This window comes from Ruegeria sp. YKSF57 (assembly GCF_059612585.1).
On sequence record NZ_JBXWQW010000003.1, the window covers coordinates 47,093 to 67,558 of the forward strand.

Consider the following 20,466-nt stretch of genomic DNA (forward strand, 5'->3'; position numbering starts at 1 on the left):
CGCGCATTGCAAGCCGCGTCCGTTCCGTATAGACGGCGCCGATCCAGCGAAATCAAAGGCACGTTTCATGTCCGAACCGAAAAAGCTCTTCATCAAGACCTACGGGTGTCAGATGAACGTTTATGACAGCGAGCGCATGGCCGAGGCGCTGGGCGGGCAAGGTTATGTCGAGACGCAAAGCCCGGATGATGCGGACATGATCCTGCTCAACACCTGCCATATCCGGGAAAAGGCTGCGGAGAAGGTCTATTCCGAGCTTGGCCGATTCAAGGGACTCAAAGCGGAAAAACCCGATCTCAAGATCGGAGTCGCAGGCTGCGTCGCGCAGGCCGAAGGCGAAGAGATCATGCGCCGCCAGCCTCTTGTCGATCTGGTGGTCGGCCCGCAAAGCTATCACCGTCTGCCCGAGATGGAGGCGAAAACGCGCGAAGGCCAAAAGGCGCTGGACACGGATTTCCCGGAAGAGGACAAATTCGAAAAGCTGAAGAACCGTCCCAAGGCCAAGCGCGGCCCGACGGCGTTTCTGACCGTTCAGGAAGGCTGCGACAAGTTCTGCGCCTTTTGTGTGGTACCCTATACTCGCGGGGCCGAGGTCAGCCGGCCTGCGGATCGTATTCTGCTTGAGGCTCGCGAACTGGTGGAGCGGGGCGTGCGCGAAATCACGTTGCTGGGTCAGAACGTGAACGCCTATCACGGGGCCGGTCAGAACGGCGATATGACGCTTGCCGGGTTGATCTGGGAGTTGAACAAGGTCGACGGACTGGAACGCATCCGGTTTACCACATCGCACCCCAACGACATGAGCGACGATCTGATCGAAGCGCACGCTACCTGCGACAAGCTGATGCCCTATCTGCACCTGCCGGTGCAGTCCGGCTCGGACAAGATTCTGAAGCGGATGAACCGCAGCCATACGGCGGAAAGCTATTTGCGACTGATTGAGCGTATTCGTGCCGCACGCCCCGATATTCTGATGTCGGGTGATTTCATTGTCGGTTTTCCGGAAGAGACCGAAGAGGATTTCCAGGCCACGCTCGATCTGGTCGAAGAGGTAAAGTACGGTTATGCCTATTCGTTCAAGTATTCCACACGACCGGGTACACCGGCGGCGGAACGGCCACAGGTTCCGGGAAAGGAAGCCGATGACCGGCTGCAACGGCTTCAAGCACTGATTACCAAGCATCAGCGCAGCGTGCAGGACAGCATGGTCGGGCGTGACGTGCATGTGTTGTTTGAAAAGCCCGGGCGGCTCGACGGACAGATGGTCGGAAAATCAGAGTATCTGCATGCGGTCCACGTAAATCGGGCTGATGTAGTTCCTGGTGATCTGCGTCGTGTGCGCATCACGTCCTCCGGTTCCAACTCTCTCGCCGGAGAGTTGACATAATCTTGAGGGGAAAAGCCGAAAAATAGCCAGATTTGGGGTGCTATTGGCATTTCGATAACAAAGATTCACTTTGCCGAAACCTGTTTCTGGTTTAGGTCATCGAAATCGCACCATCTGGGCAACGGTGCGAATGGTCTTTGGGGCCGGATAGTTTGTGAGGCTCCGTAAGGAGTTGGTACGAGGAGGGAGCAGAATTTGAAACGCTTGAACGGACTGTTGTCCCTAAAAGGGTGGGCACTTTCGCTGGTGTTCGGCATTGGGGCATTGAACGGAGTCCCGGTAGTCGCTGGGAATACTGAGGCTCCTTTTGTAGAACCAGAGGTCATCGAGCCAGCCAAGCGCCATGCCGATTGGCGCGGTTTTTATGCCGGGGGAACGCTGGGGTACGCATTCGGAGGCTCGGATGACGTGGGGCAGCGCGCTCCGAACGGCGATCTGGTGGCGAGCGTGGGCGAACTGAAGCCGGGTGGGTTTAATTATGGCCTCAGGCTCGGGTGGCGAAACAACATCGCATTTCGCAGCCGGTATTATGTTTACGGGGTCGAGTTGGGCTATGAGGCGGGCAGCATCGACGATGATCTGACCACAAACACGCATCAGGCATCAGTCGATGTCAAAAACGTACTGTCCCTGCGGCTCAAGGGCGGCATCACCAGCGCGTCTGGAAAGATGCAGTATTACGGTATCGTAGGATATGCGAGAGGCGATATCGACTATGCACTGGCGGGGACGGCTGGCGGTGATACGATTGCCGTGTCGGACAACTCCGATTATGACGGCTACACTCTGGGTCTTGGGATGGAACGCATCGTGGCGGAAAAGGTTCGCCTGACGCTGGAGTATGAATTCACGCAATTCGATTCGATGCGACTGATTGATTCTTCAGGATCCTCGACAGTGGCCACGCCGAGTTATGGCAATATCAGAGTCGGTCTGAATTACGCATTCTGAGGCCGATTGCTCGAGACCCGCGATTTGAATAAATCGCGGGCTTGTTCAGCCGGGGGGCGGCAAATTTGCGTTCTCGTGCAATTTTTTTTCGTCGGTGCTTGCGCAGTTGCGAGCAATCTGACTACGCTCAAATCAAATGCCAAAACAGGAGAACCTATTGGCCATTGGTGCCCTTACCCCACCGCAAGATGACATGCCCCCGCACGAGGTGCTTGTTGAATTTCCAGACAACAGATTGTTGATTGACCTGTGCGGTGAATATGACCGCAACCTGGCCGAGATCGAGCGAAAACTGTCGATCCAAATCCTTCGCCGCGGGAACCAGCTTGCCATCATGGGCGAGGAAGAAGCTCAGAAGCGGGCGGTGGAAGTGCTGGAGGCGCTTTATGACCGGCTGCAGGCCGGTCGATCTGTCGAAGCGGCGGATATAGACCGTGAACTGCGCATGGGCGGGTCCGAGACCGGAACTGGCGTTCGCGATGGCGATCAGCTTGAAATGTTCAAGGGCGGCACGGTCGAAATCAAGACTCGAAAGAAGCTGGTTGAGCCGCGCACAGATGCGCAAAAGGCTTATGTGCAATCGCTGTTCAACAACGAACTGGCCTTTGGTATTGGCCCGGCGGGGACGGGTAAGACCTATCTGGCCGTGGCTGTCGGCGTGTCGATGTTCATCGGCGGCCATGTTGACCGTATCATCCTCAGCCGTCCCGCCGTCGAGGCGGGGGAGAAGCTGGGATATCTGCCCGGCGACATGAAGGACAAGGTCGACCCCTACATGCAGCCGCTCTATGACGCGCTGAACGACTTTTTGCCTGGCAAGCAGCTCGCCAAGTTGATCGAAGAAAAACGTATAGAAATTGCACCGCTGGCTTTCATGCGCGGTCGTACGCTTTCGAACGCCTTTGTGGTTTTGGACGAGGCGCAGAATGCCACGACCATGCAGATGAAGATGTTCCTGACCCGCTTGGGCGAAGGAAGCCGCATGGTCATTACCGGCGACCGGTCTCAGGTCGACCTGCCGCGTGGGGTACCATCGGGGTTGGCAGATGCGGAACGATTGCTGAAAATCATTCCTAAAATCGGATTCAACTATTTTACCTCCAAGGATGTTGTGCGTCATCCGCTTGTCGCCGCCATTATTGAGGCTTATGAGGCCGACGCCGGGCGAACGACCTCATCCTGATCGGGCAAGGTTTGGCTGGGCCGAAAATGAGGGCATGTGCTGCCAAGGGGGCAGGTTTGACGATCGAAGTCACATTGGAAGACCCGCGTTGGGACAATCTCGTGGCTGTCGGCAGCCGCGCCGTCTCGGCTGTTCTGGCGCATCGGGGGCTTGATCCGGAGATTTGCGAAGTCAGCCTGCTGGGATGTGACGACGTCCGGATCCAGGAACTCAACGCCGAATTCCGCGACAAGCCAAGTGCGACTAATGTTCTGAGCTGGCCGGCCGCGGAACTGGCTGCCGAGACGCCCGGGGCGGAGCCCGCTGAACCCAGCCCCGACTTTGGTGGCGACATCGCGCTGGGCGATATCGCTATTTCGTACGATACCTGCGCACGCGAGGCGCAGGATGCTGGAAAATCGTTTGAGGATCACGTAACCCATCTGGTGGTACATGGCGTGCTCCATCTTCTGGGATACGACCATGTCCGTGACCCTGATGCCACCTTGATGGAAGGTCTTGAAATCGAAATACTTGGCAAAATGGGCTTGGATAACCCATATACTGGGTAATTAAGGGCTTTGCGGTCCGGTTAATTGGAACGAGAAAATGGGCGATACAGACGGCGGTTCTATGGCGGCGCAAGGCGCGCAATCCGGGAACGGCGACGACATGAGCGAAGAGAAACAGGGGTTTTTGTCCCGCATTATTGATGTGTTCTCTTCCGGCGAAAATATCAGTGACCCCCAAATGAACGGGCAGGCCGCATCAAACTCGCAACCTCGCGGAATGATCAATCTTCGCCGTATGCGGGTCGAGGATGTTGCGATTCCGACTGCGGAAATCGTTTCGGTGCCCAGCACCATCCCGAAAGACGAACTGGTGCAGGTTTTCCGCGACAGCGGTATGACTCGGATACCGGTCTATGAGGGCACGTTGGATACTCCACTTGGGTTCATTCACCTCAAAGATTTTGCCCTGACCCACGGATTCAACGGCGATACGGTCGATTTCGATCTGGCTACGATGCTTCGCCAGTTGCTATTTGTGCCGCCTTCGATGCCAATCGGAGTTCTGTTGACCAAAATGCAGACGGAACGGCGGCACATGGCACTGGTGATCGACGAATACGGCGGCGTCGACGGGCTAGTCACCATCGAGGATCTGATCGAGCAAGTGGTGGGCGAAATTGCTGACGAACACGATGCCGACGAAGATCAACTTTGGTTGCAGGAAAAACCGGGCTGCTATGTCGTTCAGGCCAAGGTTCCGCTTGAGGATTTCGAGGCTGAAATCGGGCGTTCCCTGACCAGTCACGAAGATGTGGACGAAGAAGAAATAGACACACTTGGCGGGCTCGTATTCATGTTGTCCGGCCGGGTCCCGGCGCGGGGCGAGGTGGTCATTCACCCGGAAGGTCCGGAATTCGAGGTGCTTGAGGCCGATCCGCGCAGGATAAAACGACTGCGTGTGATGCTGCCGGACCGCGCCGCATGATCCAAATCGTTCGCTGGCCAATCTGGCTGCGCTATCTGCTGGCCGCCCTCCTCGGGGCGGTCGCTGCGTATGGGCTGGCGCCTTTCGGGTTTTGGGCCGCGACGCTGATGTCGCTTGTAGCCACCTCGGCGCTCTTTTTGTCCGCACGGTCCAAGTGGCAGGCCGCGTTGCTAGGGTGGTTTTATGCCAGCGGTTATTTTGCCCATGCTCTCTTGTGGATCGTCGAGCCGTTCCTGGTGGATGCTGAACGCTATGCCTGGATGGCTCCGTTTGCCTTAATCTTCATGGCGGGCGGCATGGCTTTGTTCTGGGCACCTGCTTTCTGGTTTGCAATGCGTCCGGGCTGGTCCGTGCCTGGTCGGATCTGGTTGCTGGTGATCTACCTGTCGGTCGGAGAGTTCGTGCGCGGCTATTTGTTTACCGGGTTTCCCTGGGCAGGGTTGGCACAGGTCTGGGTGGATACACCGGTTGCTCAACTTTTGTCCATTGTCGGCCCTTATGGGCTGGGCGCGCTTACATTTGCGGTCACGCTGCCATTGGCACTCCTATTCAAACCGGGCTTTTCCTTTCGCTGCTTGTTTTTTCGCGTGATACCGCTTTTCGCCTTTGTAGTAGTTGCTTTCGTTCACGCGGGAACCCGACCCGAGGTCGTCGCGACGGGTCAGACGGTGCGCATCAATCAACCCAACGCGCCGCAGCATCAGAAATGGGATCCCAACTACGCCCCCATATTCTTCAATCGTCAGATCGAGTTTACGGCCGCTGATCCAAAGCCGGATTTGGTCGTTTGGCCCGAAACCTCGGTTCCGGTCTGGCTGGAAAACGCCGAACCCACCTTGCAGCTTATCGCGGATACAGCAAGAGGTGTTCCGGTTGTTCTGGGCATACAGCGAAGCAAAGACCTGCGTATCTATAACTCAATGGTCGTTGTTGACGAAACCGGCGTTTTGACCGGTGTTTATGACAAGCATCATCTGGTTCCATTTGGCGAATACGTGCCTTTTGGCGATCTGCTGGCGCAAGTCGGGATCTATGGATTCGCCGCCACGACGGGCCAGGGGTTCAGCTCTGGGCCGGGGGCTGCACTATTGTCGCTGGGAACACTCGGATCCGCCTTGCCGCTGATCTGTTACGAGGCGGTGTTCCCGCAGGACGTTCTTGCCGCGCCGGAGCGTCCCGCGCTCCTTTTGCAGATAACCAATGACGCGTGGTTCGGAACTCGGTCGGGTCCACATCAGCATTTGGCGCAAGCAAGGATGCGTGCGATCGAGCAGGGTTTGCCAATGGTCAGATCGGCAAACACGGGCATCTCCGCAATGATTGACCCTTTGGGGAAGGTAACAGGTTCTTTGCCCCTGGGCGTTGAAGGATATTTCGACGAAGGACTGGCGGTTGCCTTGGCCCCGACATTCTACTCCCGTTTCGGGAACAGTGTATTCTTTATTCTTTGTCTTGCGCTATTCGCGTTGATTTATCGACGCGAAAGGTCGCGCATGTGCAAAACCGATTGACCACGCAGTCATCGGCGCTTATCTGATGCAGGTCTGTTACAACGGCTTCCTGGCGTGACAGAGTTATTGTCTTAATGGAGCACCTTTATGTCCCGACAGAACTACACATTTACTTCGGAATCGGTTTCCGAAGGGCATCCCGACAAGGTCTGTGACCGCATTTCGGATGCCGTACTTGATGCATTCTTGAACGAAGAACCCGAAGCGCGCGTGGCGTGCGAAACCTTTGCCACCACGAACCGGGTGGTTATCGGCGGCGAGGTCGGTCTGTCGGATCAGGAAAAGCTACATGACTATATGGGCCGCATCGACGATATCGCGCGCGCCTGTATCAAGGATATCGGCTATGAGCAGGATAAGTTCCATTGGAACACCTGCGAAATCACCAACCTGCTGCATGAACAGTCGGCGCATATTGCGCAGGGTGTGAATGCCTCGGACAACAAAGATGAGGGCGCGGGCGATCAAGGCATCATGTTTGGCTTTGCGACCAACGAAACTTCGGCGCTGATGCCGGCACCCATCCAGTATTCGCACGCGATCCTGCGACGGCTGGCCGAAGTGCGCAAGAACGGTACCGAGCCGGCCCTGGGGCCTGATGCCAAATCTCAGCTTTCGGTTGTCTATCGCGACGGCAAACCGGTCGGGATCAGTTCGCTTGTGCTTTCCACCCAGCACCTTGACGAGTCGCTGACGTCGGATGATATTCGCGACATCGTCGAACCCTATATCACCGAAATCCTTCCTGAAGGTTGGCTGAACGGCAAGACCGCATGGCATGTCAATCCGACAGGAAAGTTCGTCATTGGCGGGCCGGATGGCGACGCGGGCCTGACCGGGCGCAAGATCATAGTTGACACCTATGGCGGCGCGGCTCCGCATGGGGGCGGCGCATTCTCCGGTAAGGATCCGACCAAGGTCGACCGGTCGGCAGCCTATGCAGCACGCTATCTGGCCAAGAACGTGGTTGCCGCCGGCATGGCCGAACGCTGCACAATCCAGCTCAGCTATGCCATCGGCGTCAGCAAGCCGCTGTCGATATACGCCGAAACCTACGGCACTGGCGAAGTCGCGCCCGAAGCCATCGAAAAGGCGATCGATCAGGTCATGGACCTGACCCCGCGCGGAATCCGCCAGCACCTGGGCCTGAACCGGCCCATCTATCAGCGCACCGCGGCCTACGGTCACTTTGGCCGCGAACCAGAGGCTGATGGTGGGTTCAGTTGGGAGCGCACCGATCTGGTGGACGCGCTGACAAAGGCCGTCTGAGCCACCGCACGACAATCAGCGCCCCAACAATGGGGCGCTCTTCAGTTCGATACAAATAATGCGGGGGGCGGGTCTGTCTGGCACTGTATCCCGTCCTTGCATCACGATCAGCGCCACAGTATGGCCCGCGACATGAGCACTGACCATCCCCAACGCCCCCGACGCAATTTCTATGGGCGCTTCAAGGGCAAGACCCTGAAGCCCAGCCAGAAGACCTATCTGAACGAGGATCTGTCCCCGCTCTCGCCCGGCGCGGTGGATTGGGACAGCAATCCCGAACGCTTGCCGCTGGATCTGGATGCCCTGTTTGGCGGCAAACCGGTATGGCTTGAGGTGGGATTTGGCGGTGGCGAGCATCTGGTGCATCAGGCAGAACAGAACCCGGATATCGGTATCATTGGCGCAGAGCCTTTCATCAATGGCGTCGCCATGCTGTTGGGCAAGATCCGTCGTGCGGATGTGTCAAACCTGGCAGTGCATCCCGGCGATGCACGAGACCTGTTCGACGTTTTGCCGAATCAAAGCCTTTCCCGCGCCTTCCTGCTTTATCCCGACCCCTGGCCCAAGAAGCGTCATCACCGCCGCCGGTTCGTTACGCCCGAGCACCTCGAGCCGCTGGCACGTGTGATGAAACCCGGCGCGATCTTCCGGGTCGCGACCGACATTCCAGACTATGTGCGTCAGACATTGGAAGAAGTGCCTAAGGCCGGATTTGAGTGGCTGGCGGAACGACCCGAGGATTGGCGCAAGCCATGGGGCGACTGGATTTCCACCCGGTACGAGCAAAAGGCGCTGCGCGAGGGGCGAGTGCCGCACTACCTGACCTTCCGACGCAAAGGGTGATTGTCGCTGGACCCGGTGACATCAATTCGCTAATCCGCAGGGAATGATAGCGCAAAAGGAGCACCCATGTCCGGACACGGCACGCCCATCCCGATGACCTCGCGTCCCTGCGGTCCGTTGACCGGTACCGCCGAGGTGCCTGGCGACAAGTCGATTTCGCACCGGTCGCTGATCCTGGGCGCGATGGCGGTGGGTGAGACAAAGATTTCGGGTCTGCTGGAAGGCGAGGATGTGCTGGACACCGCCAAGGCCATGCGCGCATTCGGGGCCGAGGTGGTCAATCACGGCGGTGGTAACTGGTCGGTGCATGGTGTCGGCGTCGGTGGTTTTGCCGAACCGGATCAGGTGATCGATTGCGGAAATTCCGGCACCGGCGTGCGCCTGATCATGGGCGCGATGGCGACGTGCCCGATCACTGCGACGTTTACCGGCGATGCCAGCCTGAATGGGCGACCGATGGCGCGGGTCACCGACCCGCTGGCGCTGTTCGGAACGCGTGCCGTTGGCCGCGAGGGAGGGCGCTTGCCGATGACCCTCGTCGGGGCCGCTTATCCCGTACCCGTCCGCTATGTGGTTCCGGTGCCGTCGGCTCAGGTCAAATCCGCCGTTTTGCTGGCCGGGCTGAATGCGCCGGGCAAGACGGTCGTGATCGAAAAGGAAGCAACCCGGGACCATTCCGAACGAATGCTGGCTGGCTTCGGGGCCGAGATTACCGTCGAGGACACTGACGAAGGCCGGGTCATCACGCTGACTGGGCGGCCTGAACTGAAACCACAGGTCATCGCGGTACCGCGCGATCCGTCAAGCGCTGCCTTCCCTGTATGCTCCGCACTGATCACACCGGGGTCGGATGTGCTGGTGCCGAATATCGGCCTCAACCCAACCCGCGCCGGTCTTTATTACACATTGCAGGAGATGGGCGCGAACCTGACCTTTGAGAATGAAAGGGAAGAGGGCGGCGAGCCAGTGGCTGATCTGCGCGCGCGCTACTCGCCCGATATGAAAGGCGTCACGGTGCCGCCTGAACGTGCGGCCTCGATGATCGACGAATATCCGGTTTTGTCGGTTGTTGCGGCCAATGCGACCGGGACCACGATGATGGGCGGCGTCAAGGAGCTGCGCGTCAAGGAAAGCGACCGCATCGACGCCATGGCGCGTGGATTGCGAGCCAATGGTGTAACGGTCGAAGAAGGCGACGATTGGTGGACCGTCGAAGGATTGGGCATCGGCGGTGTTCCCGGCGGCAGCACTTGTGAGAGCTTCCTGGATCACCGCATCGCCATGTCCTTCATGGTTCTGGGCATGGGGGCGCAGAACCCCGTCTCGATCGATGACGGCGGGCCGATTGCAACTTCCTTCCCGATTTTCGAACCTTTGATGGCCGATCTGGGCGCCAGGTTGGAACGGGTATGAATTTCAACTGATCTTTCGTTTTGGCCGTTCCATAGCTTCTTCCGGAAATTTTTGGTTATCGCCCCAGAATGTGGCGACTGTGCACCCGGTTTGATTGCGTCGTCGAAATACAAACTCGCGACCTTCATGAAGCAGGACACGCAACCCCATTTTCGAATACCAGCGCATCGCGTGACGCAATTCTGGATCAACCTCTCTAAATTGTCTCATCAGATGCGTCGGGCGAAGAGAGATCAGAATCTCGATGGTCTTGACCCAAAGGAAAACGCGCCAAGGCGGAACGAACGGAGTGTCCAACACCTGATGCTTGTAGTCCCAATTGCGTAGATCGGTTTCTACAACTTTTTTGTCCCTGACGTCTTCGAAAAAAGGTGTCCACCGGTGAGGGGTTGCATAGATGAACATGATTTGATCAGGGTCATACCTCAGTAATTGCCTGAACAATCGCAGGTAGTCTCTATCTCGCTCATCTGCAAAGCCCACGGCAAAGGTGCATAAGCCAATCATGCCGTGAGAACGCAACAGGCGGATCGCCTGCATGTCCTTTTGCGTATTTGCCCCCTTGTTGATCGACAACAAGGTCGCTTCGTCGGTGCTTTCCAGACCCAATAGGAACCGCAAGACACCAGCTTTTTTGTATAACGGCAACAAGTCCCTGTCCCGTACAATATCATCCGCACGAGTGGACCCGATCAACGTAACTTGTACATTCTCGGCGATCAGAGCCTCAAGAAACCTTTTCCATTGCCGGCGGGAAGAGGTCGGATTCTCGTCGGCAAGATTGACCAGTTCGACACCATGTTCACGAGCAAGCCAAGCAATTTCCTTGGCTAATTTTTCTGGATCCCGATGGCGCCACTGGGTCCAGAAACCCCTCTGTCCGCAATAGCTACAAAGATGTGGGCAACCACGCGAGAATTGAAGGATGACCGACCTGCGCCCTCCCCAATATGAGTAATCATCGAAATTGATCAGTTCCCATCCAATTCGGTTCGAGTCCAAATCATTGATCATCGGAGCGGGGCGTGTAGACACGGGCTGATTGGAGTTATCACGAAAGGCGATTCCGGCCACCTGTTCCAGATCAGTTCTCAGTTGGATTGCAGCGATCAAGTTAGAAGTGGTCTCTTCGCCTTCACCACGAACAACAAAGTCGATTTGCGGGCACTCGGATAAGACCGAACGCCAATGATACGTGGGATATACACCGCCATAAACGATGACTAGCCCCGGTTTTTGGCGCTTCAACAGCAGCGAAAGGGTTTTTACAGTCGGATGTGCGGAACTTGACCCGGAATGGCCGATCAGAACGATGTCTGGCTTGGTCTCGAGCGTACGTTCTACGCATTCATCAAAGCCTAATGGGGCAAGATCGCCGTTAATCAACGTGACGTCGTGCCCGCGGTCAATAAGTGGACCGCCAATACACAATAATCCGAACGGGGGCAGGTTTTCCTTGGGAATTCGGCTTCCAATTGCGGTATGGGGCGGGTGAAGAAGTGTAATGCGCAATTTATCAATGCTCTGCTTTTGGTTGAAACTGTTTCACCTCGTTCCAGGACTTTCAATCGGTTTTTTGCTGTCGGAAAGTTCGAACATGAACTATGCCCATGGCAGGTAGAACGGGATAGAAGATGAGCTTTACAATTGCCATCGACGGCCCCGCTGCGGCGGGAAAGGGTACGATCTCCAAGGGTGTTGCGGCACATTACGGGTTCGCGCATCTCGACACCGGGTTGCTGTATCGGGCTGTTGGACGGCGTGTGCTGACCGGTGAAGACGCTGTTGAAGCAGCGCAAACGCTGCGGCCCGAAGACTTGCGGCGCGATGATCTGCGTAGCGCGGATGTGGCCCAGGCGGCATCAAAGGTGGCAGTCATGCCCGAAGTGCGCGCAGCTTTGGTCGAATTTCAACGACACTTTTCCCGCCAAGAGGGTGGCGCCGTTCTGGATGGGCGCGACATTGGGACGGTTATCTGCCCGGGAGCTGACGTAAAGCTCTTCGTCACCGCCAGCCCCGAGGTGCGCGCCGAGCGTCGGTATATCGAGCTAACCGCGAAAGGCGAAAATATCACTCGCGAACAGGTGCTTGCGGATGTCAGGGAACGTGATGCGCGGGACATGGGGCGCAGCGAAGCGCCGATGAAACCCGCTGATGATGCCGTGCTGCTGGACACATCCGAGTTGAGCATCGAAGAGGCTCTGGAGCGCGCCATTGCGGTGATCGACAAAAAGATGCCCGCGAAAACCTAGGCTTTCGCGGGCAATTGCCGGAGTGAGTGGAACTGACACCGGCAGCGCGGGATTACAGTTCGCCCACGGCGATGTGCTTGATCTGCGCCCATTGATTGTCGGCTGTCGTTGCCGTGGCTGCCACGTCTTCGAGGAACTTCTCACGGGTTGCGGTGTTCAGGAACAGAAAGAGCTTGCCGTCAGCCAGAACATATTGATCCGGGTCGCCGTCGAATTTCTTGCCAACCGAGACACCGTAAGAGCAGAACCCGCCATGCTGCGGCAAGTAGGCTGCCGGGTTTGCCTGGAACGCGTCGAGGTTTTCTTCGGAGGTGAAATAATAGGACGCGCCGTCATATGTGGCGGAATGGGTGGCGAAGCCTTCGACCGGGTTGCCACTGGTGACCAGCGCAACCAGGTCCACACCATGCGCCGCAAGCGGGGCGCCACCTGCCGAGATGCCGTTTGAGACGTTGATCTCGTCTGCGGCAAATGCGGGTGCGGCGGCCAAGGGCAGGGCGGCGATGAGGGCGATGAGTACGAGCGATTTCATTATTGATTTTCCTTGTTGATGAATGTGTTTCCGGGCCGGTTCTGGCCGGTATGACGAAGGTAGGGACAAAAAATCGGACGTGTTATCGCAGATAGACCGCAAGACATTGCCGATCGTTCGGGAAATGGGACGATCCTGTCGTGAATTTGATCACCAAGCTTTGAATCGTTTGATCGGGCATGCCGGCCTAGACTGTACGGAAATGAACCGGAGTTCCCGAATGATCCGCCTTGCCGCCATCCTGATATGCCTTGCCAGATTCTGTGTCGCACAGGAGGAAACCGCCCCAAACACGGAACCACCCATGACTTATGAAGAACTGGGACGTATCATCTTTACGCTGGACCCGGAGGCAAAACCGCAAGGCCCCGGGTTTCAGATGATGGTCGCCGATGTTCCGGTTTTGGTGATTACCGACATAAATGCGGACCGGATGCGCGCAATGGTTCCGATCCGCAACGCGGCGGACGTATCGCCCGACGATATGCGCCGCATGATGCAGGCCAATTTCGACAGCGCCCTTGATGCCCGCTATGCCATCGCAAACGGAACCTTGTGGGCGGTGTTCATTCACCCGCTTTCCCCGCTTGAAAAGAATCAGTTTATCTCGGGCCTTGGGCAAACGGTGAATATCGCCAAGACCTATGGCACACTCTACACCGGGGGTGCTGTGCAGTTTGGCGGCGGCGACAGCAACGATCTTCAGCGCACTCTGATCGACGAACTCCTGAAAAAGGGAGAAGAACTCTGATCTACAACGCAGATCCCTCACGCAGTTTGTCCTGCTCGTCGGGCGTGGGGGTGTGGTTGAAGACAAAGGCGGTGCGACAGGCCTCTTCGCCGCCCAGTGCCTCGATCTTGCGACGTTGATCGGCAAAAGCGCGGGCGTTGACGTCGTCCGGATCGCAGATAATGCGCAAACGGCGCTCGCCTTCGGCCAGCGCGGCGCGGACGTTTGGGTCATTTTCCCCGTCCATGGCGCGGTTCACCAATTCATGCGGGTCATTTTTCAGATCAAAAAGTTGGGGCGGATGGCCGACATAGTGGACGTATTTCCACCGGTCCCAGCGCACCATGAAGGTGCCGGTCTTTGACCCGCCATCATGGTATTCGCTGAACCCGGTTCGATCCGGATCGTAAGGCGTATTGGCAATGTGGCGCAGGGATTTTCCGGGTTGGGTCACGTTGTTCTCGTCGTCAGCGATGCCACAGACCTCGCGAGCGGTTGCGGCGATATCGGTCAGGTTGGTGCAGGTAGAGACCCTGTGGCCAGCTGGCACTCCCGGCCCCGCCGCGATCATCGGGACCCCCGCGCTGGCTTCGTACATCACCTGTTTGGTCCAGAACCCCTGATCTCCCATCATGTCACCGTGATCCGAGACATAAACCACAACGGTCTTGTCAGTCTGCCCGCTGTCTTCCAGCGCCTTCAGCACACGGCCTGCGCAATCATCCATGAACGACGTCAGCCCGTAATAGGCCGCCTTGGCCTCACGTACTTTCTGTTCATCGAAATAGTCTCCGTAATTGAAGAACCCGGCAATATTTTGCAGCTCTTCGTGGTCCACCGGGCGGGCTTCATATCCTACAGGCATGTCCATTCGCGCTGGATCATAAAGCGCATACCATTCCTCGGGGCAGGTCAGGGGATAGTGTGGGCTGACCAGTGACACGAAAGCGGCCCAGGGCTGTTGATGACGATTGGGATCCTTCAGCCAGCGTTCTGCTGCGGCTGTGATATCGCGGTCATAGTCGGTATAGGTGCTTGTGCCGACACCCACATCTGCCGCCAATTCGGCGGCAGAGTCGTAGGGAGGAGGGTTTTCGCGCAACAGCCCGACAGCCCAACCTACGCCACCCACCACATGCATCGGCAGGATCTCCTGTGAAAACCCGTTGTCATCCTCGCCTGAGCGGAAGTGAAGCTTGCCAATGGAAATAACTTCTCTTCCGCAATCGCGCAGCTGTCGCATCCAACTGCGTGGCTCCCCGGCATAGGGCGTGGCGCTGTCCCAGTGGCCCGTCCTGTGCACCCAGTCGCCAGTGGCCAATGCCGCGCGGGTCGGCACACACATCGGAGAAGGGGTATAGGCCGCCTCGAACATCGTGCCCCGCGACGCAAGTACATCAAGATTTGGGGTTTGCACGAACGGATGACAGGCGCATCCCATTGCGTCCTTGCGATGCTCATCCGAAATGATGACGAGAAAGTTCAGGTTATCGGGCATTCCATTTCCTTGTTAATCGTGAAAGCATTCCGGCCAAGACACAGTGTTGCGCGACCAACCGCGTCACGAAAGCCGTTTTTGGCTTTTTCCTTGCGGGGTGCGGACAGACCCGTTATAGAGCGCGCGTCGACAAGGCGATTTGAGCCATAGAAAAAAGAGACGAGCAGGGTCGGGACAACCGGCCCTCTTTGTTTTATGGCACGAAACCGGGTCGCCTGACCAACTCCAAGACCGGCGGAGACAACCGCTCGGCCAGAAAAATCGATGTGAAAAGGAAAACAACGCCACATGGCTAACGCAACCATGGAGGAATTCGAAGCCCTCCTGAACGAAAGCTTCGAAATGGACACCCCCGAAGAGGGTTCGGTTGTCAAAGGCAAGGTTCTGGCGATCGAAGCCGGCCAGGCCATCATCGACGTAGGCTACAAGATGGAAGGCCGCGTCGATCTGAAAGAATTCGCAAATCCCGGCGAAGCCCCTGAAATCACGGTTGGCGACGAGGTCGAAGTCTTCCTGCGCGCCGCCGAAAACGCCCGCGGCGAGGCCGTCATCTCGCGCGAGATGGCCCGCCGTGAAGAGGCATGGGACCGCCTGGAAAAAGCATATGCCGACGATGCACGCGTCGAAGGCGCGATCTTTGGCCGCGTCAAAGGTGGCTTTACCGTCGACCTGGGTGGCGCAGTTGCATTCCTGCCCGGCTCGCAGGTTGATGTCCGCCCCGTGCGTGATGCCGGCCCGCTGATGGGTCTCAAGCAGCCGTTCCAGATTCTGAAGATGGACCGCCGCCGTGGCAACATCGTCGTGTCGCGCCGCGCCATCCTGGAAGAATCGCGTGCCGAACAGCGCGCTGAAGTCATCGGCAATCTGTCCGAAGGCCAGAACGTGGACGGCGTCGTCAAGAACATCACCGAATACGGTGCGTTTGTTGACCTGGGCGGTGTTGACGGGCTGCTGCACGTCACCGACATGGCGTGGCGCCGTGTTAACCACCCGTCCGAGATCCTGACGATCGGCGAAACCATCAAGGTTCAGGTCATCAAGATCAACAAGGAAACCCACCGCATCAGCCTGGGCATGAAGCAGCTGCAGGAAGATCCGTGGGATCTGGTTGGCGCCAAATACCCGCTGGGCTCGGTTCACAAAGGCCGCGTCACCAATATCACCGATTACGGCGCGTTCGTCGAACTCGAAGCTGGTGTCGAAGGTCTGGTGCACGTCTCGGAAATGTCCTGGACCAAGAAAAACGTCCATCCTGGCAAGATCGTTTCGACCAGCCAGGAAGTCGACGTTATGGTTCTGGAAATCGACGGCGCCAAGCGCCGCGTGTCCCTGGGCCTCAAGCAGACGATGCGCAACCCGTGGGAAGTGTTCGCGGAAACTCACCCCGAGGGAACTCAGGTCGAGGGCGAAGTCAAGAACATCACCGAATTCGGTCTGTTCATCGGCCTCGAAGGCGACATCGACGGCATGGTCCATTTGTCGGATCTCAGCTGGGACGAGCGTGGCGAGGATGCCATCCAGAACTATCGCAAGGGCGATGTCGTTCAGGCGGTCGTCTCGGAAGTGGATGTTGAGAAAGAGCGTATCTCGCTGTCGATCAAAGCCCTGGGTGGTGACAAGTTCGCCGAAGCCGTTGGCGGCGTGAAGCGTGGCTCGGTTATCACCGTGAACGTTACCGCGATCGAAGATGGCGGCATCGAGGTGGAATACGAAGGCATGAAGTCCTTCATCCGCCGTTCCGACCTGAGCCGTGACCGCGCCGAACAGCGCCCCGAGCGCTTCTCGGTAGGTGACAAGGTTGATGTTCGCGTCACCAACGTCGACAGCAAGACCCGTCGTCTGGGTCTGTCGATCAAGGCACGCGAGATCGCCGAAGAGAAAGAAGCCGTGGAGCAGTACGGTTCGTCGGACTCGGGCGCGTCGCTGGGCGATATCCTGGGTGCAGCGCTAAAGTCGGGCGACTAAGCCCGCAACGCCTGACGGTTATCAAATTGCGGCCCCGTGCATCTGTGCGGGGCCGTTTTTGTTGCGAATCAACGCGTTCCGTTTCTGCATGTGCAAAGGCCCCACTATCGGGAAACAGGTGTTAATTCGCTGATGGATGGCGAAAATTTGTGTTTTCGGGCCTCAAATTGAAGCGTCCGCGCAAAGACTCTGCGTTCCCCCGCCACAGGTTTTTCCCTATACTCCCAACCAAATAGAACAAAACAACCCGTGACCTGGGAGGGTATTCCGAATGATCCGTTCCGAACTGATTCAAAAAATCGCCGATGCAAACCCGCATCTTTATCAGCGTGATGTCGAGCGGATCGTGAATACTATCTTTGAAGAAGTGACTGACGCCATGGCCCGCGGCGACCGGGTTGAACTGCGCGGGTTCGGCGCGTTTTCGGTGAAAAAACGGGACGCGCGGATTGGTCGCAATCCCAGAACCGGCGAAACCGTGCAAGTGGAAGAAAAGCACGTGCCCTTCTTCAAGACCGGCAAGCTGCTTCGCGATCGATTGAACGGAAAAGCCTGAACATATGATGCGTTACATTCGCTATGCCTTTTTGGCCGCACTTGGGATCGTTTTGATTTCTGTGTCGCTGGCCAACCGGGCACCTGTCACCCTGAAACTCATCCCCGATGATCTGGCTGATCTGTTGGGTTTCAACTTTACGCTGTCGTTGCCGCTGTTTCTTGTGGTTCTGGGCGGCGTTGTTGCCGGGCTGGTGATCGGATTCATCTGGGAATGGCTGCGCGAGCACAAACACCGCCGTCAAGCCGATGTGAAGCACCGCGAAGTGCGCAAGCTTGAGCGTGAGGTCTCCAAGCTCAAGAAGCAGAAGAACGAAGGCAAGGACGAAGTTCTGGCCCTGTTAGAAGAGACCAGTTAAGGGTCATTCATGCCCGACCAAGTCAGCGTGAAAATCTGCGGTCTGACCGCGCCCGAACATGTGCGCGCCGCCGTTACGGCTGGTGCGCGCTATGTCGGCTTCGTGTTCTTCGAAAAATCGCCACGTCACCTGATGTCAGAAAAAGCGGCGAAGCTTGCCGCCGAAGTACCTGCTGGTGTGGCCAAGGTGGCATTGGTGGTAAATGCCTCGGATGAGGAACTGGACCGGATCACCGGCGCTGTGCCGCTCGACATGTTGCAGCTGCATGGCAAGGAAAGCCCCGACCGGGTGACCGAGATCAAAGGCAGGTATGGCCTGCCGGTCATGAAGGCGATCGGCATCGGGGACGAGACGGATTTGTCGCAAATTGATCTGTACTCGGATGTAGTCGACCAACTGCTTATAGACGCCAGGCCGCCGAAGAATGCGGTGTTGCCCGGCGGCAATGGACTGGCATTTGATTGGCGGCTGTTGGCGGGGCGTAAATATTGGCGGCGCCCCTGGATGCTGGCGGGTGGTCTGTCGCCCGAAAATGTGGGCGAGGCGGTGCGGATGACAGGTGCGCGTCAGGTCGATGTGTCCTCCGGGGTGGAATCTGCCCCAGGCGTCAAGGATGCGGGCCTGATTCAATCCTTTATCAAGGCAGCCCACCGTTAATACCTGCGCAAATGTCGTGACATCGGGTGTCGCTGTTTGACAACCTGATTGGCTTCATCGCCTGACAAACCCGGTTTTGGATAGCAATTCGAATTGCCTTGGCTTGCTCTCATCGCGCTGGCGCTCTAGGACAGGTAAAACCCAACAGAGGGCGCGACACATGGCAAACGATCTTTTCAATTCCTTCATGTCCGGTCCGGATGAAAACGGCCGCTTTGGTATCTTTGGCGGTCGCTTTGTCAGCGAAACCCTGATGCCGCTGATCCTGTCGCTGGAAGAGGAATATGAAAAGGCCAAGGTCGACCCCGGTTTCTGGGCCGAGATGGATGATCTCTGGGCCAACTACGTGGGCCGTCCGTCACCGCTCTATTTCGCCGAGCGACTGACCGAAGAACTTGGCGGCGCAAAGATCTATATGAAACGCGACGAATTGAACCACACCGGTGCGCACAAGATCAACAACGTGCTGGGTCAGATCATTCTGGCGCGCCGCATGGGCAAGACCCGGATCATCGCGGAAACCGGCGCGGGGCAGCACGGCGTGGCCACTGCCACGGTCTGCGCCAAGTTTGGACTGAAATGCATCGTCTATATGGGTGCGCATGATGTGCGCCGTCAGGCACCAAACGTGTTCCGCATGCGCCTGCTTGGGGCCGAAGTGATTCCGGTGACATCAGGCCGCGGCACTCTGAAAGACGCGATGAACGACGCCCTGCGCGATTGGGTGACAAACGTGCGCGATACGTTTTATTGCATCGGCACCGTGGCCGGACCACATCCCTATCCGGCGATGGTCCGCGACTTCCAGTCGATCATCGGAAAGGAAGCCAAGGAGCAGATGATGAAGGCCGAGGGCCGTCTGCCCGACACAATCATTGCCGCCATCGGTGGTGGTTCGAACGCGATGGGCCTGTTCTATCCGTTCCTCGACGACAAATCGGTCAGCATCATCGGGGTCGAGGCGGGCGGCAAAGGTGTCGACGAAAAGATGGAGCATTGCGCCTCGCTAACCGGCGGCCGTCCGGGCGTATTACACGGCAACAGAACCTATCTGCTGCAGGATGACGACGGCCAGATCCTCGAAGGTTATTCGATTTCTGCCGGTCTCGACTATCCCGGCATCGGGCCGGAGCATTCCTGGCTGCATGAGGTCGGCCGCGCCCAATATGTCTCGATCACCGACAAGGAGGCGCTTGACGCGTTCCAGCTGTGCTGTGCCACCGAAGGCATCATTCCCGCGCTGGAACCCAGCCACGCCTTGGGCCACGTGATCAAGATCGCGCCTGATCTGCCCAAGGATCACATCATCTGCATGAACATGTGTGGCCGGGGCGACAAGGATATCTTTACTGTCGCCAAATACCTGGGCTTCGATATGTCCGACACCGAAGGCCGCGACGCGGATTGATCGGTCAAACCACGCGTAATACGCGACAAATGGAACTTCGGAACCGAGGTTCCGTTTGTTTTGTCCGGGCCGTTGCTGCCTTGCGAACCCGTGATGACTACACCGGTGCCCGTTGCGCGATCAGTATCGACAGGGGCACAGTGTCCAGTGCCCGTTTGTGCGTGGCTTCCAGATTGACCCTGGGGGCACAGCCCTCGTCATAGGCTTGCAGGAACCGCGCGGCGCACAAACACCAGCTGTCGCCCGCTTTCAGCCCCGGAAAGTGGAACTCTGGCCGGGGCGTGCTCAGATCGTTGCCTACGTATTTGGAATAGGCCAGAAACTCGGCCGTCATCACTGCACACACGGTATGGCTGCCATGGTCTTCGGTGCAGGTATTGCAGACACCATCCCTGAAAAAACCCGTCAGGGGATCATCCGAACACGGGGCCAGTTCGCCGTCGAGAACGTTGATGCTTTCGCTTTTGATCATACGCC

General features: G+C 57.5%; 20 protein-coding genes and 1 riboswitch. Of the genes, 16 read left to right on the plus strand and 4 right to left on the minus strand.

What is annotated here, in order from left to right; all coding sequences use genetic code 11:
- Positions 1-67 precede the first annotated feature (67 nt).
- From miaB to aroA, 9 genes are all read left to right on the plus strand, one after another.
- Positions 68-1,387, plus strand: coding sequence for a tRNA (N6-isopentenyl adenosine(37)-C2)-methylthiotransferase MiaB (gene miaB / locus AC2FLX_RS01495; RefSeq protein WP_480747903.1), 1,320 nt, complete (start codon positions 68-70; stop codon positions 1,385-1,387).
- A gap of 195 nt (positions 1,388-1,582) precedes the next feature.
- A complete protein-coding gene (locus AC2FLX_RS01500; protein ID WP_480747902.1) occupies positions 1,583-2,338 on the plus strand; it encodes an outer membrane protein in 756 nt (251 codons plus the stop codon).
- A gap of 157 nt (positions 2,339-2,495) precedes the next feature.
- Positions 2,496-3,521: a PhoH family protein gene (locus AC2FLX_RS01505; RefSeq protein WP_480747901.1), complete on the plus strand. Its 1,026-nt coding sequence runs from the start codon at positions 2,496-2,498 to the stop codon at positions 3,519-3,521.
- Between the two features lie 56 nt (positions 3,522-3,577).
- Positions 3,578-4,072, plus strand: coding sequence for an rRNA maturation RNase YbeY (gene ybeY / locus AC2FLX_RS01510; protein WP_480747900.1), 495 nt, complete (start codon positions 3,578-3,580; stop codon positions 4,070-4,072).
- Positions 4,073-4,109: 37 nt separating this feature from the next.
- Positions 4,110-4,997: a hemolysin family protein gene (locus AC2FLX_RS01515; protein ID WP_480747899.1), complete on the plus strand. Its 888-nt coding sequence runs from the start codon at positions 4,110-4,112 to the stop codon at positions 4,995-4,997.
- Positions 4,994-6,508: an apolipoprotein N-acyltransferase gene (lnt, locus tag AC2FLX_RS01520; RefSeq protein WP_496809995.1), complete on the plus strand. Its 1,515-nt coding sequence runs from the start codon at positions 4,994-4,996 to the stop codon at positions 6,506-6,508. The genes AC2FLX_RS01515 and lnt overlap by 4 nt, the downstream gene beginning before the upstream one ends.
- Before the next feature lie 30 nt (positions 6,509-6,538).
- Positions 6,539-6,590, plus strand: a riboswitch (SAM-SAH riboswitch).
- Between the two features lie 5 nt (positions 6,591-6,595).
- On the plus strand, positions 6,596-7,777 hold the full coding sequence (gene metK / locus AC2FLX_RS01525) for a methionine adenosyltransferase (protein ID WP_496809994.1): 1,182 nt from the start codon (positions 6,596-6,598) through the stop codon (positions 7,775-7,777).
- A gap of 132 nt (positions 7,778-7,909) precedes the next feature.
- Entirely contained in the window at positions 7,910-8,620 is a 711-nt protein-coding gene (trmB, locus tag AC2FLX_RS01530) for a tRNA (guanosine(46)-N7)-methyltransferase TrmB (protein WP_480747896.1), read from the plus strand.
- A 66-nt stretch (positions 8,621-8,686) separates the two neighbouring features.
- Positions 8,687-10,033: a 3-phosphoshikimate 1-carboxyvinyltransferase gene (aroA, locus tag AC2FLX_RS01535; RefSeq protein WP_496745626.1), complete on the plus strand. Its 1,347-nt coding sequence runs from the start codon at positions 8,687-8,689 to the stop codon at positions 10,031-10,033.
- A gap of 3 nt (positions 10,034-10,036) precedes the next feature.
- On the opposite strand, the gene bchE is transcribed toward aroA, so the two are convergent.
- Positions 10,037-11,545: a magnesium-protoporphyrin IX monomethyl ester anaerobic oxidative cyclase gene (gene bchE / locus AC2FLX_RS01540; RefSeq protein ID WP_496809993.1), complete on the minus strand. Its 1,509-nt coding sequence runs from the start codon at positions 11,543-11,545 to the stop codon at positions 10,037-10,039.
- Between the two features lie 122 nt (positions 11,546-11,667).
- Here bchE and AC2FLX_RS01545 point away from each other — a divergent pair, with 122 nt between their 5' ends.
- Positions 11,668-12,285, plus strand: a complete 618-nt coding sequence (locus AC2FLX_RS01545; RefSeq protein ID WP_496809992.1) for a (d)CMP kinase — start codon at positions 11,668-11,670, stop codon at positions 12,283-12,285.
- A gap of 52 nt (positions 12,286-12,337) precedes the next feature.
- Here AC2FLX_RS01545 and AC2FLX_RS01550 read toward each other — a convergent pair whose 3' ends face one another.
- On the minus strand, positions 12,338-12,817 hold the full coding sequence (locus AC2FLX_RS01550; RefSeq protein ID WP_480747891.1) for a YHS domain-containing (seleno)protein: 480 nt from the start codon (positions 12,815-12,817) through the stop codon (positions 12,338-12,340).
- Positions 12,818-13,037: 220 nt separating this feature from the next.
- Between AC2FLX_RS01550 and AC2FLX_RS01555 the strand changes: the two genes are divergently transcribed.
- Complete coding sequence (locus AC2FLX_RS01555; RefSeq protein ID WP_480747890.1) at positions 13,038-13,568, plus strand: polysaccharide deacetylase family protein; 531 nt, start codon at positions 13,038-13,040, stop codon at positions 13,566-13,568.
- 1 nt (position 13,569) lies between these two features.
- Here AC2FLX_RS01555 and AC2FLX_RS01560 read toward each other — a convergent pair whose 3' ends face one another.
- Positions 13,570-15,045, minus strand: a complete 1,476-nt coding sequence (locus AC2FLX_RS01560) for a sulfatase family protein (RefSeq protein ID WP_496809991.1) — start codon at positions 15,043-15,045, stop codon at positions 13,570-13,572.
- Positions 15,046-15,333: 288 nt separating this feature from the next.
- Here AC2FLX_RS01560 and rpsA point away from each other — a divergent pair, with 288 nt between their 5' ends.
- The 5 genes from rpsA (at position 15,334) to trpB (ending at position 19,989) form a co-directional block, all read left to right on the plus strand.
- Positions 15,334-17,010, plus strand: a complete 1,677-nt coding sequence (gene rpsA, locus AC2FLX_RS01565; RefSeq protein ID WP_480747888.1) for a 30S ribosomal protein S1 — start codon at positions 15,334-15,336, stop codon at positions 17,008-17,010.
- A 271-nt stretch (positions 17,011-17,281) separates the two neighbouring features.
- Positions 17,282-17,566 carry an integration host factor subunit beta gene (ihfB, locus tag AC2FLX_RS01570; RefSeq protein WP_480747887.1) on the plus strand — a complete coding sequence of 95 codons (285 nt, stop codon included), beginning with the start codon at positions 17,282-17,284 and terminating at the stop codon, positions 17,564-17,566.
- Between the two features lie 7 nt (positions 17,567-17,573).
- Positions 17,574-17,924 carry a lipopolysaccharide assembly protein LapA domain-containing protein gene (locus AC2FLX_RS01575; RefSeq protein WP_480748086.1) on the plus strand — a complete coding sequence of 117 codons (351 nt, stop codon included), beginning with the start codon at positions 17,574-17,576 and terminating at the stop codon, positions 17,922-17,924.
- 9 nt (positions 17,925-17,933) lie between these two features.
- Positions 17,934-18,581: a phosphoribosylanthranilate isomerase gene (locus tag AC2FLX_RS01580; RefSeq protein WP_496745635.1), complete on the plus strand. Its 648-nt coding sequence runs from the start codon at positions 17,934-17,936 to the stop codon at positions 18,579-18,581.
- 160 nt (positions 18,582-18,741) lie between these two features.
- Positions 18,742-19,989 carry a tryptophan synthase subunit beta gene (trpB, locus tag AC2FLX_RS01585; RefSeq protein ID WP_496745637.1) on the plus strand — a complete coding sequence of 416 codons (1,248 nt, stop codon included), beginning with the start codon at positions 18,742-18,744 and terminating at the stop codon, positions 19,987-19,989.
- Between the two features lie 97 nt (positions 19,990-20,086).
- On the opposite strand, the gene AC2FLX_RS01590 is transcribed toward trpB, so the two are convergent.
- The gene (locus tag AC2FLX_RS01590) at positions 20,087-20,461 is read right to left on the minus strand and encodes a DUF2237 family protein (RefSeq protein ID WP_496811131.1); all 375 of its coding nucleotides are present in this window, start codon (positions 20,459-20,461) and stop codon (positions 20,087-20,089) included.
- Positions 20,462-20,466: the final 5 nt, after the last annotated feature.